At 42.1% G+C, this 12,751-nt stretch carries 14 protein-coding genes and 1 tRNA gene; 11 read left to right on the top strand and 4 right to left on the bottom strand.

Going from position 1 to position 12,751, the window contains the following annotated elements; translation table 11 throughout:
• The first annotated feature begins 5 nt into the window (after window positions 1-5).
• The 10 genes from rpmE (at window position 6) to trxB (ending at window position 7,662) form a co-directional block, all read left to right on the top strand.
• Window positions 6-206 (top strand): 50S ribosomal protein L31, encoded by a 201-nt coding sequence (gene rpmE / locus OFO01_RS01570; RefSeq protein WP_270858428.1) that lies wholly within the window; start codon window positions 6-8, stop codon window positions 204-206.
• The gene (gene rsmI, locus OFO01_RS01565; RefSeq protein WP_270858427.1) at window positions 207-1,022 is read left to right on the top strand and encodes a 16S rRNA (cytidine(1402)-2'-O)-methyltransferase; all 816 of its coding nucleotides are present in this window, start codon (window positions 207-209) and stop codon (window positions 1,020-1,022) included. It begins immediately after the preceding gene.
• A gap of 35 nt (window positions 1,023-1,057) precedes the next feature.
• A complete protein-coding gene (rlmB, locus tag OFO01_RS01560; RefSeq protein WP_270858426.1) occupies window positions 1,058-1,738 on the top strand; it encodes a 23S rRNA (guanosine(2251)-2'-O)-methyltransferase RlmB in 681 nt (226 codons plus the stop codon).
• Window positions 1,731-2,681 carry a helix-turn-helix domain-containing protein gene (locus OFO01_RS01555; RefSeq protein ID WP_270858425.1) on the top strand — a complete coding sequence of 317 codons (951 nt, stop codon included), beginning with the start codon at window positions 1,731-1,733 and terminating at the stop codon, window positions 2,679-2,681. Before rlmB ends, OFO01_RS01555 begins: the two co-directional genes overlap by 8 nt.
• On the top strand, window positions 2,675-3,430 hold the full coding sequence (locus OFO01_RS01550; protein WP_270858424.1) for a hypothetical protein: 756 nt from the start codon (window positions 2,675-2,677) through the stop codon (window positions 3,428-3,430). Before OFO01_RS01555 ends, OFO01_RS01550 begins: the two co-directional genes overlap by 7 nt.
• 1 nt (window position 3,431) lies before the next feature.
• Entirely contained in the window at window positions 3,432-4,643 is a 1,212-nt protein-coding gene (locus OFO01_RS01545; protein ID WP_270858423.1) for an LL-diaminopimelate aminotransferase, read from the top strand.
• Complete coding sequence (locus OFO01_RS01540; RefSeq protein WP_270858422.1) at window positions 4,640-5,905, top strand: homoserine dehydrogenase; 1,266 nt, start codon at window positions 4,640-4,642, stop codon at window positions 5,903-5,905. Before OFO01_RS01545 ends, OFO01_RS01540 begins: the two co-directional genes overlap by 4 nt.
• A complete protein-coding gene (locus tag OFO01_RS01535; RefSeq protein ID WP_270858421.1) occupies window positions 5,905-6,243 on the top strand; it encodes a YraN family protein in 339 nt (112 codons plus the stop codon). Before OFO01_RS01540 ends, OFO01_RS01535 begins: the two co-directional genes overlap by 1 nt.
• A gap of 78 nt (window positions 6,244-6,321) precedes the next feature.
• The gene (gene trxA, locus OFO01_RS01530) at window positions 6,322-6,639 is read left to right on the top strand and encodes a thioredoxin (protein ID WP_270858420.1); all 318 of its coding nucleotides are present in this window, start codon (window positions 6,322-6,324) and stop codon (window positions 6,637-6,639) included.
• Window positions 6,640-6,720: 81 nt separating this feature from the next.
• A complete protein-coding gene (gene trxB, locus OFO01_RS01525; RefSeq protein ID WP_270858419.1) occupies window positions 6,721-7,662 on the top strand; it encodes a thioredoxin-disulfide reductase in 942 nt (313 codons plus the stop codon).
• 176 nt (window positions 7,663-7,838) lie between these two features.
• Here the strand turns inward: trxB and OFO01_RS01520 are convergent.
• The 4 genes from OFO01_RS01520 to OFO01_RS01505 form a co-directional block, all read right to left on the bottom strand.
• Window positions 7,839-7,936 (bottom strand) — tRNA-Sec (locus tag OFO01_RS01520).
• A gap of 38 nt (window positions 7,937-7,974) precedes the next feature.
• The gene (locus OFO01_RS01515) at window positions 7,975-10,467 is read right to left on the bottom strand and encodes an efflux RND transporter permease subunit (protein ID WP_270858418.1); all 2,493 of its coding nucleotides are present in this window, start codon (window positions 10,465-10,467) and stop codon (window positions 7,975-7,977) included.
• 3 nt (window positions 10,468-10,470) lie between these two features.
• Window positions 10,471-11,058 carry a Tgt2/MlaC family protein gene (locus OFO01_RS01510; RefSeq protein ID WP_270858417.1) on the bottom strand — a complete coding sequence of 196 codons (588 nt, stop codon included), beginning with the start codon at window positions 11,056-11,058 and terminating at the stop codon, window positions 10,471-10,473.
• A 2-nt stretch (window positions 11,059-11,060) separates the two neighbouring features.
• Window positions 11,061-11,771 carry an MlaA family lipoprotein gene (locus OFO01_RS01505; RefSeq protein WP_270858416.1) on the bottom strand — a complete coding sequence of 237 codons (711 nt, stop codon included), beginning with the start codon at window positions 11,769-11,771 and terminating at the stop codon, window positions 11,061-11,063.
• 186 nt (window positions 11,772-11,957) lie between these two features.
• Between OFO01_RS01505 and OFO01_RS01500 the strand changes: the two genes are divergently transcribed.
• Entirely contained in the window at window positions 11,958-12,734 is a 777-nt protein-coding gene (locus OFO01_RS01500; protein ID WP_270858415.1) for a TOBE domain-containing protein, read from the top strand.
• Window positions 12,735-12,751: the final 17 nt, after the last annotated feature.

Genomic DNA, 12,751 nt, shown 5'->3' with positions numbered 1-12,751 from the left:
TTAAAATGAAAAAAGATATTCACCCAAATTATGTTGAAACAACCGTAACTTGCGCTTGTGGCAACACTTTTAAAACACGCTCAAACAAAGAAGAAATCCGTGTAGATATCTGCTCAAACTGCCACCCATTTTTTACAGGTAGCGAAAAAATCGTAGATAGCGCGGGTCGTGTTGAGAAATTCAAACAAAAATACGGAATGAAATAATTGCTTTATTTCGTTCCTACGCCGATAGGAAATCTCGCTGACATTTCAACCCATGCCCTTGAAATACTCACCAAATGCGAGATTTTTATCTGCGAGGACACAAGATTTAGTAAAAAACTTCTAAACTTACTTAGCGAAAAATATCAAATAAATTTCGGCCAAAAAGAGTTTTATTCGCTTCACACGCACAACGAAAGCGAATTTTTCGCCAAATTTGACACCTTAAATTTCACCCAAAAAAATTGCGCATTTTTAAGCGACGCTGGCATGCCTTGCATTAGCGATCCAGGGATTGCGCTTGTGAAATTTGCCCAAAATAACGGCATTGAATACGAAATTTTAAGCGGGGCAAACGCGCTTTTGCTAGCAGTCGCGGCTAGCGGGATAGTGCAGAAGGAATTTTGCTTTTTAGGCTTTTTGCCAAATACCGGCAAAGAGCGCAAAATCGCCATAGAAAACATGCTTAAAAACCCCTATCCATGCGTGATTTACGAATCACCAAAGCGGATTTTAAGCCTTGTTTGCGATATCGAAAATTTAGACGAAAATCGCCAAATTTTCGCCATAAAAGAAGCGAGTAAAAAATTTGAAACCAAATTTTTTGGCAGCGCAAAAGAGCTGGCCCTCACTCTAAAAACCGCGAATTTAAACGGCGAGTGGGCTGTGGTGGTAGCTGGTGCAAAAGAGGCAAATTTCGAAAAAATCAGCGAAAACGACATTAAAAGCCTCGAAATTTCGCCCAAAATCAAGGCAAAATTGCTCGCCAAAATCACCGGAAAATCTGTCAAAGAAATCTACAATGATTTGATAAAATAAGGCATCTCTTAACCATTTTTTGCTAAAATCGCAAAATGATTATTTACGGAAAACAATTATTTTTACATATTTTAGAATACCATAGCGAAAAATTTGTTCGCATTATGCTTGCCAAGGAGTGCGAGAGCGATATTTTTCGCTGTATTGCGCGCACTGGTGTCAAAGTCGAGCGCGTAGATAGCAAAAAAGCCCAAGCTTTGGCGCATGGTGGCAATCATCAAGGTTTTTTAGCCGAGGTTAGCGAGTTTGAATTCGCTGAGTTTGCGAGTGTGAAAAACGATGAATTTTTGGTCGTTTTATACGGGCTGACCGATGTGGGAAACATCGGCGCGATTATGCGCACGGCTTACGCTTTGGGCGCAAATAGCGTGATAATTGTCGCAAATAATCTAAACATCGAAGGCATTTTAAGAGCTAGTTCGGGCGCAGCCTATGAGCTAAATGTAGTTAGGCTTAGCGACGGGCTAGGCGCATTAAACGAGCTAAAACAAGCTGGGTTTGAAATCTGCGCTGCCAGTGCGGACGGAGAAAATTTCAAAGAGCTTAAATTTGCCAAAAAAAGGGCGCTTGTCATGGGAAATGAGGGGTTTGGAATCCCTGCAAAAGTGCTTAAAAAATGTGATAAAAAAGTATCGATCAAAATGCGCGAGGGCTGGGATTCGCTAAATGTAAGCGCCGCTTTTGCGATACTTTGTGATAGGATTTTAAATGGATGAGAAGGAAAAAAAAGATCTAGATTTAGAGCGTTTGCGAGGCATGGATTTAGGCGAGGTCGCCAATGCAACGCATATAGAAGTGGAAAATTTAAAAGCGATTTTAGATAAAGATTTTCAAAAACTTGCGAATTTCAATGTCGCTGGATATATTAAAATTTTAGAGCGCGAATTTGGGCTGGATTTGAGCGAGTGGTTGAGCGAGTTTAGGGCTGCAAAGGCTAGTTTTGAACCAAACAAAAGAGCCCATGTCGAAAAGGTCTATGCGCGTGCAAGTGGCAGCAAAAGAGAGGGTGGAGGCTGGATAATATGGCTAGTGGCGATATTTTTGATAATCGCTGCGATTTTTTATTTCGAGCTTCATAAGAAATTTAATGAATTTTTAGGCTCCATGCTAAATGAAGAAACTAGCGCCACATACTCCGATAATAGCGTGGTTAGCGATACGCAAAAACAGCTAGAAAATGTAGGCATCAAGCCTTATGAATCGCCGCGCGCATTGGAATTTAACGCTAGTGCTTATAGCGCCAGCGATTACAACGCAAGTGCGCCAAATGCGCTAGATCGAAGCATACAAATCATCAAAGCAGAGGCTAATGCAAGCGACGCAAACGCAAGTGATAGCAATGCTAGCGATAATAACACAAGCGCGAAATTTAGCCCAAGCGACGAGCTTAAACTCACACCGCATGTTAAAATTTGGCTAGGAATAATAAATTTAACTACTGGCAAAAAACGAGAATTTGTCACAACCGAAAGCTATACGCTAAGTGCTAGCGACGAGCTTTTAATCGCTACTGGGCATGGTATGTTTGACATAGGAAAACCGGGCGATCCAGTGAAATTTAGCGAGAAAAACACAATCAAACTCCACATCAAAAACGGCGAAATAAACAAAATTTCAAACGAAGAGTTTATTCGGCTAAATAAGGGCAAAAAGTGGTAAAAATCGTTTTCGCGCTCGCGTTTTGTTTGGGGCTGGCTTTTTGTGCGAGCCCTAGCGAAATTTTGGCGCGTTACGATATCAACGCAAGTGAAGATTTGAGCGATAAAAACGGCTTTGCTGACCTTACAAAGATAAGCAAAATTTTAGAAAAAAACCAAATTTTAAATTTCACTCCAAGCGATAGGGCGCGCGGGATTGAGATAAAATTTCTAACAAAGCAAAATTCAAAATTTCTTTTAAAACCGCTAAATTTGGTCTTTGACAGGCTAAATTTAGAGAATTACAAAAATTTAGCTTTTCTAAATTTAGACGAGGGCGAAAAGCTAAGAAGCATACTTTTGCGCACAAACCGCATGATCGATCCTGGCGCGATTTACGCAGAGCTTAAAAAGCATAAAATTTATGTCGAGGATTTTATGATTTTAGGTGATGTAATGCTGTTTCGCCTGAATTTTGAGAGTATGAATTTACTCACAAACAAAGAACAAAACGAGCTAAAAAGTAGCTATTTTATAAATATCGCAAACACCAAAAAGGCGCTTATTAAAACCAAAGGCGCGCAGGTTTGGTATCCAAACATAGCCTTTTATGACAAAAATTTAGATGAAATTTCAAACAAAATCAGTGAGGCAAAAGTAAAAGAGTTGGAGATTAAATTCCCGCCAAATGCGCATTATATGCACCTTTGCGACGCATTTGCTGGGGAAAATATCAAACAAGGATTAGAAATCAAACTTATAGGAGGATGAGATGTTTGACGAGATTAGATTTGGCAAAATCGAGCGATTGCCTAATTATGTTTTTGCTGAGGTCAATGCGATTAAAATGGCAGCACGCCACAAGGGCGATGATATAATCGACTTTTCTATGGGTAACCCAGACGGCCGCACGCCACAGCACATCATCGACAAGCTTTGCGAAAGCGCGCAAAAGGACAAAACTCACGGATATAGCGTAAGTCAGGGCATTTACAAGCTTCGCTTGGCATGTGCTAACTGGTATAAGCGCAAATACGGCGTTATGCTTGATCCTGATAGCGAAATCGTCGCGACAATGGGCTCGAAAGAGGGTTTTGTGCATTTAACAAGCGCGATAATCAACCCTGGCGATGTAGCCGTAGTCCCAGATCCTGCCTATCCGATTCACACCCAAGCCTTCATTATCGCAGGCGGAAATGTGGTGAAAATCCCTTTGCCTTATGATACGCAAACTTTGGAATTTGATGAGAATAAATTTTTCATCGAACTTCAAAAAACATTTGATGAGAGTATCCCTAGACCAAAATATGTTGTGGTAAATTTCCCGCACAATCCAACAACCGTAACCGTCGAAAAGAGCTTTTACGAGCGCCTTGTAGCAATGGCAAAAAAAGAGAGATTTTATATCATCAGCGATATAGCTTATGCTGAGATTAGCTTTGATGGGTATAAAACTCCAAGTATCTTTGAGGTCGATGGCGCCAAAGATGTCGCAGTCGAGGCATACACGCTATCGAAAACCTACAATATGGCTGGCTGGCGCGTGGGATTTGTGTGCGGAAATAAACGCCTAGTTGCCGCGCTTAAAAAGATCAAATCGTGGTTTGATTATGGTATGTTTACTCCAATTCAAGTAGCAGCTACAATTGCACTCGATGGCCCGCAAGAGTGCATTGATGAGATAAGGGCGACTTACCAAAAACGAAGAGATGTCTTGCTAGAAGCCTTTGGCAACGCAGGCTGGGAGATCGCGACCCCACAAGCTAGCATGTTTGCATGGGCGAAACTACCTCCGCAATGCGCTGGATTAAAAAGCATGGAGTTTTCAAAACAGCTTCTAACGCAGGCTTGCGTGGCTGTTAGCCCAGGAATTGGCTTTGGAAGTGCGGGAGATGATTATGTGCGAATTGCCTTTATCGAAAACGAAAATAGAATCCGCCAAGCAGCGCGAAATATCAAAAAATATCTTAAAGAGGTCAAATGAGAGTAGCGATTTTAGGCGTCGGAACCGTCGGTAACGAGGTAGCAAACATACTCATCGAAAACGAAAAGCTAATCACTGCGCGCGCTGGGGTTAAAATCGAGCCAGTTATCGGCGTGGTGCGAGATCTAAGCAAAAAGCGCAGTGTTAAAATCCCGCTAAGTGATGATTTAAATTCAGTCATAAACCGCGATGATATCGATGTTTTTGTCGAACTCATGGGCGGGGTCGAAAAGCCTTATGAGATAGTTAGTGAAATTTTAAAACGCAAAAAGGCTGTCGTTACCGCAAATAAGGCACTTTTGGCTTATCATAGATATGAGCTTGAAAATTTAGCCGGCTCAACGCCTTTTGGTTACGAAGCTAGCGTAGCGGGCGGAATTCCGATAATCAAGGCTTTGCGCGAGGGTTTAAGTGCGAATAAAATCGAAAAAATCATCGGTATATTAAACGGCACTAGCAATTATATCCTCACAAATATGATGCAAAAAAACGAAAATTTTGAAGACGCGCTAAAAAAGGCGCAAGAGCTAGGCTATGCTGAGGCTGATCCGACCTTTGATATAGGCGGATTTGACGCAGCACATAAACTGCTAATCCTAGCTAGCATTGCTTATGGGGCGCAGGGTAGGCCTGAGGATATTTTGATTAAAGGTATTGATAGGATTAGCAAAGAAGATATATATTTTGCGCATGAATTTGAGTATGTAATCAAGCTTTTGGCGATTGCAAAACGCATTGACGAAAGCCGTGTCGAGCTTCGTGTCCATCCAGCCCTAATCCCGCAAAACGCAATGCTTTCTAAGGTCGGCGGGGCAATGAACGGCGTGAGCGTTTTTGGGGATTGTATGAGCGAGAGTATGTTTTATGGACCAGGAGCTGGTGGTAGGGCTACGGCAAGTGCAGTTATAAGCGATCTAATCGATATCGCTCGCGGTAACAAAAGCCCGATTTTAGGCTATAAAAAAGAGCTTGAAAATGATTTTGTGATTTCGCCTATGGGTGAAATTCGCACGAAGTATTATTTGCGAATTCGCGTCAAAGACGAAAAGGGTGTTTTGGCTAAAATTACAAATATATTAAGCGAAAACAACCTCTCAATTGATAGCTTTTTGCAAAAACCAAAGCAAAAAACCGAAGAGTGCGTTACGCTGTTTTTCACCACTCACACGAGCTTAGAGGCCGATGTCAAGCGTGCTATGGGCGAGCTAGACGCGCAGGAGTTTATCATACAGCGACCATTTATGATTAGAATCGAAGAGTAATGGGGCTAAAAAATTATCTCTTTGGATTTTCTGCCGAGGATAGGGCGGCTGGGTGGTTAGAGCAGAATAAATTTAAGATAATCGCGCGAAATTTTCACTCGCGATTTGGCGAGATTGATATCATCGCGCAAAAAGATGAAATTTTGCACTTTATCGAGGTTAAGGCGACTAGTGGCGATTACTGCGCTGCTAGCCGTGTAACGCCTGCGAAGATGAGCAAAATTTTAAAGGCGATTGATTATTACATTTTGACAAACGAAATTTGCGATGATTGGCAGATTGATTTAATTGAAATTTATCCGCAACGGATAAATTTTATCAATAATATTTCATTATAACCCAAATTTTTACCTTTCATTAATATTGTAAAACTATAATAGTCCGATTTTCAACCAAATTTATTTAAAGGAGAATTTATGGGAAAATATATCGAACTTACATCTGTAAATTTCAAAGATGTAGTGGGCGAGGGCGTTGCGTTAGTTGATTTCTGGGCTCCATGGTGCGGACCATGCCGTATGATAGCCCCTGTCATCGACGAGCTAGCAAACGAGTTTGAGGGCAAAGCTAAAATTTGCAAGGTAAATACCGATGAAGCGCAAGATTTGGCAGTAGAATTTGGCGTTCGCTCGATCCCAACTATGCTATTTTTCAAAAACGGCGAAGTTGCAGCTCAACTAATCGGCGCACAATCAAAACAAGTAATCACTGATAAAATCAACTCATTACTTTAAAATTTAAGGGCGAAAGCCCTTTTTATTTTTCACTGAAATTTAGTCCTAAATTTGATTAAAAAATAAAACAAAGGAGAAAAAATGTTAGATTTAGCAATCATCGGTGGCGGTCCAGCTGGGCTAAGTGCTGGACTTTACGCCACAAGGGGCGGACTTAAAAATGTCGTAATGTATGAAATGGGTATGCCAGGAGGCCAAATCACAAGTAGCTCTGAAATGGAAAACTACCCTGGCGTAGCGACCGTGATGGACGGCATGAGCTTTATGGCGCCATGGCAGGAGCAGTGCTTTCGCTTCGGGCTCAAACACGAAATGATAAGCGTCGAGCGTATCAAAAAAGACGAAGACGGCGCATTTAGCATAATCTTAGAGGGTGGCAAAACCGCTCGTGCCAAGGCTGTAATCGTAGCCACTGGCTCGAAACCTCGCAGAGCAGGGGTCAAGGGCGAAGATGAGTTTTTCGGACGCGGGGTCAGCACATGCGCTACTTGCGACGGATTTTTCTATAAAAACAAAGAAGTGGCCGTCCTTGGCGGTGGAAATACTGCGCTCGAAGAGGCGCTGTATCTAGCAAATATCTGCTCGAAAGTCTATCTAATCCACAGAAGAGACGGCTTCCGCGCTACGCCAAACACTATCGAAAAGGTCAAAAATAACGAGAAAATCGAGCTTATCACAAATGCCATTGTCGATGAGATCAAAGGCGATAATAGCGGAGTAACGGGCATTGTCGTTAGCGATAAAAACACAGGCGCAAAAAGAGAATTGAGCCTGCCTGGGATTTTTACCTTCGTGGGGCTTGATGTGCGAAACAGCGTGCTAAGGGACGAAAACGGCGATTTTATTTGCAATATGAACGACGAGGGCAAGGTCGTGGTAAATCTAAAAATGCAAACAAGCCTGCCTGGTCTTTTTGCGGCGGGTGATTTGCGCATAGATGCGCCAAAACAGGTCGTTTGCGCAGCCGCTGATGGCGCGACAGCCGCCCTTGGCGTGATTTCATATCTAGAACACTCAAATTAATCAAATTCTAAATTCTTAAATTTCAAACCCCAGCCACACTTTGTGGTTGGGGTTTATGTAAATTTAAAATTTTTCAAAAATACTAAGTTTAAATTTTAAATTCGTATAAATTTTGCAGAATTGTGAATTTTTGAAAATTTTGCGCTAAGAATTTTGAAATTTTGAAATTTAGACTTTGGCGAGAGAGTGAGGGAATCGAACCCCCCAGAAAGCGGTCAACCGCCCTCTTATCGGATTTGAAGTCCGCAGACGCCACCAGGTCATCATCCTCTCCAAAACTCGCCATTATAGCAGGCTAAATTTGATTTTAGATTAAATTTTTAACCTAGATTTGCTCATTAAGAGTGAAGGCAGGATTATGAGCGCGCCAAGCAACAAAAGCGCCATTACAAGGCAGATCAAAAGCCCAAAATAAATCGTCGGCCAAAAATTGCTTATCATCATAACGCTAAATCCTAGAATTATCGCAAATGATGTGTAATACATCGCATACCCGATACTAGCGTGGCTTGCGCGGATTGCCTCTGCGCTATCTTGCGTGCGCGCGAACTCGCGTCGGAAGCGAAATAGATAGTGTATGACATCATCTACGCCGATACCGATACTAATCGCGGCAATCGTAATACTCATGATATCTAGCGGAATGCCCAAAATCCCCATTATCCCAAAGCATACGCAAAGCGGGATTAGATTTACCACAATCGCGATAAATGCGTAGCTTAGCGAGCGGAAAATCAAGCAAAACAGCACAAATAAAACCCCAACCGTAATGCCAAGCGTGCCGATTTGCGAGCTCATTAGGGTTTGGAGCATGTTATTATAAAGCACCATTATACCGCTTACTTGCGCGCTTACGCCGTCATTTGCAAGCAATTTATCTAAATCATTTTGTAAATTTTGCAAAAATTCATTTCTGCGCAAATTTGGATCGCTATCAATCGTGCGAACGCTAAAATGCGCCTCATTTTCTTCTATGCTGACATAGGGCGAAAGCACCATTTCTCGGTAGTTTTGGGGCAGTTCGGAGTAAATTAGCGCTAGCATTAAATCATCTAGCTCCTCGCCTGAGTTTATCTCGCGCCCGACCTGCAAAAGCGAGCTTAGCGAGCTTACCTGCCCGATAAATTTGTGATCGCTAATGTTTTGGTCTTTTAAAAATGCGTGAGTTTTATTGATAATTCGCATTTTTTGGGAGTTAAACCAGTATTTTGGGTCGTTTTCGTTCGCGGCGTATTCAGCCTCGAATTCGTCCATTTCATCGCTTGGCGCGCTCTGCGATTTTGGGAATTTTATCACGATATCGAGTGGAATCGTGCCTCCAAGCTTGGTGTCGATGACCTCCATACCGGCATAAATCGGGGTATTTTCCTTAAAATAGCCAATGAAGCTGTTTTCCACGCGCAATTTGCTAATCCCAAAAATCCCAGCCAAAACAGCTAGCGCGCAAACTGCGTAAATTTTGCCTCTGTGATTTAGGGCTAAATTTGCGCAAAAATGGGTGAAGCGAAACTGTTTTTCAAAACTACGATTATTATGCGTGCGCCTAGATATGCTCATCACCGCGCCAAAGAGGCAAAACACCACGACTAGCGAGCACGCAATTCCCACGCTCATCATAATTCCTAGCGAAATTACAGGCTTAATATCGCAGAAGATTAGCGACATAAATCCCACAATCGTGGTAAAAATCGCAAAAAAGCATGGCTTAGCCCGCTCGCGCAAGACCGCATATACTAGCTGGCGTTGCGAAAAGCTAGGAAATCTGGCGCTGTATTCGCGGTAAGCTACGATTAGGTGGATACACACAGAAACCGTGATGATTAGCACAAGGGCAATGAAATTCGAGCTAATTACGGTGATTTCAAAGCCCAAAAGCCCGAAAAGTCCGCTACTAATCATTACCGAGTAAGCGCAAATGATAAGCGGAAGCACGATGAATTTCGCCTGCCTAAAAAACAGCCAAAAGCACGCTAGCAAGAGCACCAGCGCGCCCACGCCATAAGTGCTAAGGTCATTTCTGACATAGCTTATCATATCATCGGCTATCATATTTATACCGCCCAAAAACAGCCGCTCGCTAGGGTGCGCGTTAGAAAATTCGGCGATTATGGCTCGAAGGTTTTGTAAATTTTCGTGGTCTTTGATACGAAGTTCATCTCTGTAAGCTTTGAAATTTTGCTCGGCAAGTTTTAAATTTTGCTTTAAATTTGAAATTTCGGAATTCGCCAAATTCGACTTTTTTGCCAAATTTATGGCGTTTTTCGCACTATCTCGCGCACGAAGTAGCTCTTCGTATTTTTTCTCTGGTTTTAAATTTATCAAAATTCCAGTCGTGCCAAAATCAGCGCTGACTAAATTTGAAGCGTAAAATGGGCTGGTTAGTAGCTCACGCTTAGCGGCAGCTAGGTCGATATCTGCGTCTTTTAGCGTGGGGATATGTTTTAAAAGCTCGCTTAAATCGCCCTTGCGGTTTAACAAAAGCGGCACATTTCCCAAATCCACCACGCTATCAACGAAATCTAGCGCGCTAAATTTGGCGTTAAGTTCTGCTATGTTTGATAGCGTCTGTTTGCTTAGCAAGTCTTGCGAGGGCGTGTATGCCACGACGAAAAAATTCGGAGTAGCATACCTTGCGCTAACTTCGCGCCAAATCTCTAAATCCTTGTCGTTTTCTAAAAGCAGGGTTTGGCTAGAAGCGTCGATTTGCAGGTGCGTGCAAAAATAACCAAAAAAGAGCGCAAGAGCGCTAAATATGGCTAAAACGCTCTTTGGAAATTTGACAATTAAGCGAAAAATGCGTTTCAAGCGTTATTTGCCACTTTCGATTACGGTCGCATTAAGGCGTTTTAATAGCTCGTCAAAGCCCAAATTTTGCGCGACATCGCCAAATTGTGAGCGGTAGGTTTGGATTAGACTAACGCCCACGATATCGACATCGTAAATGCGCCAATCGCTGTTATTTGGGAAAAATTTAAAATCGATTGCGTAGTTTTTATCCTCGCCGATGATTTGCGTTTTTAGCACGCGTCTTTTTTCGCTTGGAGCTTCTTTGCTTAAAATTTTCATATCTTGGTCGGTATAAAGCGAGAGTTTATCGATAAATGAGCGTTTCAAATGCGCTTCGTAAGCTTTGTTAAACTCGGCGATTTGGGCGTCTGAAAGGTTCGCATAATGCTTGGCAAGGGATAGTTTTGCCATTTGTTTATAGTCGAAATACTCATCAAATAGAGCGAAAATTTTGGCTGGTTTTGCGTCCTTTGCGAGCGCGCCGTCCCTCATAATCGAAACTGCTGTGGCAACCTTTTGGCTCATTACTGGCTCGATATCAGCGTCGCTAATAGCGTGTGAAAAACTAAAAAGCAAAAACGCCAAAGTTAAAATTTTAAAAAATTTCATTTTTATTCCTTTATTTTTTGTTCTCTGCTTTGCTCATAAGCATCGCGTAAAAATGGGTATAAATCCACAGCCCCGCTTGTCATTTTCTCGTAAAATTCAGGATCGCGAGAGTAATCGTTAAAAATCCTAAACGCATTTACCGACATACTTACGGTGCTATCGTCGATATAGTTTATCGGATTGGTGAAAAAATCGCCCACAAGCCCGAAAGTATCGCGTAGGTTGCTAGACCCTAGTATCGGCCAGACGATATGCGGTCCTGCTGGCACGCCCCAGTATCCTAGCGTCTGCCCGAAATCCTCATCGTGGCGCGGTATGTTAAAATGCAAGGTCGCCGCGTCGCTAAGCCCAGCAAAACCGATTGTGGTGTTTATCAAAAATCTCTTTGTCTCGTCCCAAGAATTTTCCCATTTGCCCTGTAAAAGGTTGTTTGTCAGGCGCATTGGATACATTAGATTGTGGAAAAAGTTCGCAAACGCCCCTTGTATGGGATCTGGCATGACATAATCATAGCCTGTGGCCACAGGTGTCACCAAATAGCGATAAAACACATCGTTAAAGCCCGTCATTACGCGGTTATAGCCACTTAGCGGATCGAAAACTTCCTTTTGACTATACTCGGCGTCAAACTCATCAATCTCAGCGCTAGTATCGGTGGCATACAGCGCACAGCTACACGCAACAGCGCATAAAAAAGCTCTATGAAATTTCAACCCTTATCCTTTTAAATTTAATCGAAAGGGCGATTTTACAAAATTTAAGTAAATTTTTGTCTATATGTGAAATTAAAATTAAAATAATGAAATAAAATCCCATAAAAAGGTATTTTTAAGCTTTTTAAATATATTATTTTATACAGATAAAATCAGAAAAAGTAAATGAAATAAAAAGGAAAATTTATGAACGCTAAATTTGCGCTAGAACTTTATCTTAGCAAGGATACGACGCTGATTTCACGCCATATCGCCTTGCTAAAAGCTGTCGATGAAACTAAATCAATCACCAAAGCCGCCCAAAAAATCGGCATTAGCTACAAAAACTGCTGGGATAGCCTAAATTTGATAAACAATGCCAGCAAAAAGCCTCTGATTTCTCGCGCGCAAGGCTCGAAAAAAAATAGTGGCTCGGAGCTCACTGACTACGCTAAAAGCCTAATTCGCTCCTATGATATCATCAGCAGGGTTGGCGATAGTTTTTTAGAGCAAATTTTAAAGGCCGATGATATTAGCGATGAAAATTTAATTGGACTTGAAAGAATCGGCATAAAACTCTCAGCCAGAAATCAATTAAACGCCGTAATTAGCGAGATTAGCAGAGGCGCGGTCGATAGCATAATCACGCTCACGCTTTCAGGTGGCGAGAAGCTAGACGCGCAAATCACAATCGAAAGCGAAAAAAACCTAGAATTAAGGCCTGGCAAAGAGGTTTTGCTAATTTTCAAAGCCCCAAGTGTGAAAATTTTAAAAGGCGAAAATTTGGGCGAGTGTAATGGCGTGAAATGCAAAATCAGTGATGTCAAAATCGGCATTAAAAACGCTCAAATTTGCCTTGATACCGCAGGTCATCAAAACATAATCGCCATAATCGCGCGCAAAAGCGCAAATGAGCTAAATTTGGGCGTGGGCGATGAGGTGCTAGCATGCATAGAGCCCGATGATATCATTATTGGCGTGTGATTTGAGCGATAAATTTT

This window comes from Campylobacter sp. JMF_01 NE2 (assembly GCF_027737365.1).
Taxonomy (GTDB): Bacteria; Campylobacterota; Campylobacteria; order Campylobacterales; family Campylobacteraceae; genus Campylobacter_B.
The sequence above is the reverse complement of the archived record's forward strand: the minus strand, read 5'-3'. Positions and strand labels throughout refer to the sequence as shown.

What these genes read in the sequence shown, in the direction of transcription:
- OFO01_RS01555 (WP_270858425.1), top strand. Translation starts at nt 1,731, where the DNA reads ATGGATGAGAAGGAAAAAAAAGATCTAGATTTAGAGCGTTTGCGAGGC.
- rlmB (WP_270858426.1), top strand. Translation starts at nt 1,058, where the DNA reads ATGATTATTTACGGAAAACAATTATTTTTACATATTTTAGAATACCAT.
- OFO01_RS01545 (WP_270858423.1), top strand. Translation starts at nt 3,432, where the DNA reads ATGTTTGACGAGATTAGATTTGGCAAAATCGAGCGATTGCCTAATTAT.
- trxB (WP_270858419.1), top strand. Translation starts at nt 6,721, where the DNA reads ATGTTAGATTTAGCAATCATCGGTGGCGGTCCAGCTGGGCTAAGTGCT.
- trxA (WP_270858420.1), top strand. Translation starts at nt 6,322, where the DNA reads ATGGGAAAATATATCGAACTTACATCTGTAAATTTCAAAGATGTAGTG.
- OFO01_RS01510 (WP_270858417.1), bottom strand. Translation starts at nt 11,058, where the DNA reads ATGAAATTTTTTAAAATTTTAACTTTGGCGTTTTTGCTTTTTAGTTTT.
- OFO01_RS01540 (WP_270858422.1), top strand. Translation starts at nt 4,640, where the DNA reads ATGAGAGTAGCGATTTTAGGCGTCGGAACCGTCGGTAACGAGGTAGCA.
- OFO01_RS01500 (WP_270858415.1), top strand. Translation starts at nt 11,958, where the DNA reads ATGAACGCTAAATTTGCGCTAGAACTTTATCTTAGCAAGGATACGACG.
- rpmE (WP_270858428.1), top strand. Translation starts at nt 6, where the DNA reads ATGAAAAAAGATATTCACCCAAATTATGTTGAAACAACCGTAACTTGC.
- OFO01_RS01535 (WP_270858421.1), top strand. Translation starts at nt 5,905, where the DNA reads ATGGGGCTAAAAAATTATCTCTTTGGATTTTCTGCCGAGGATAGGGCG.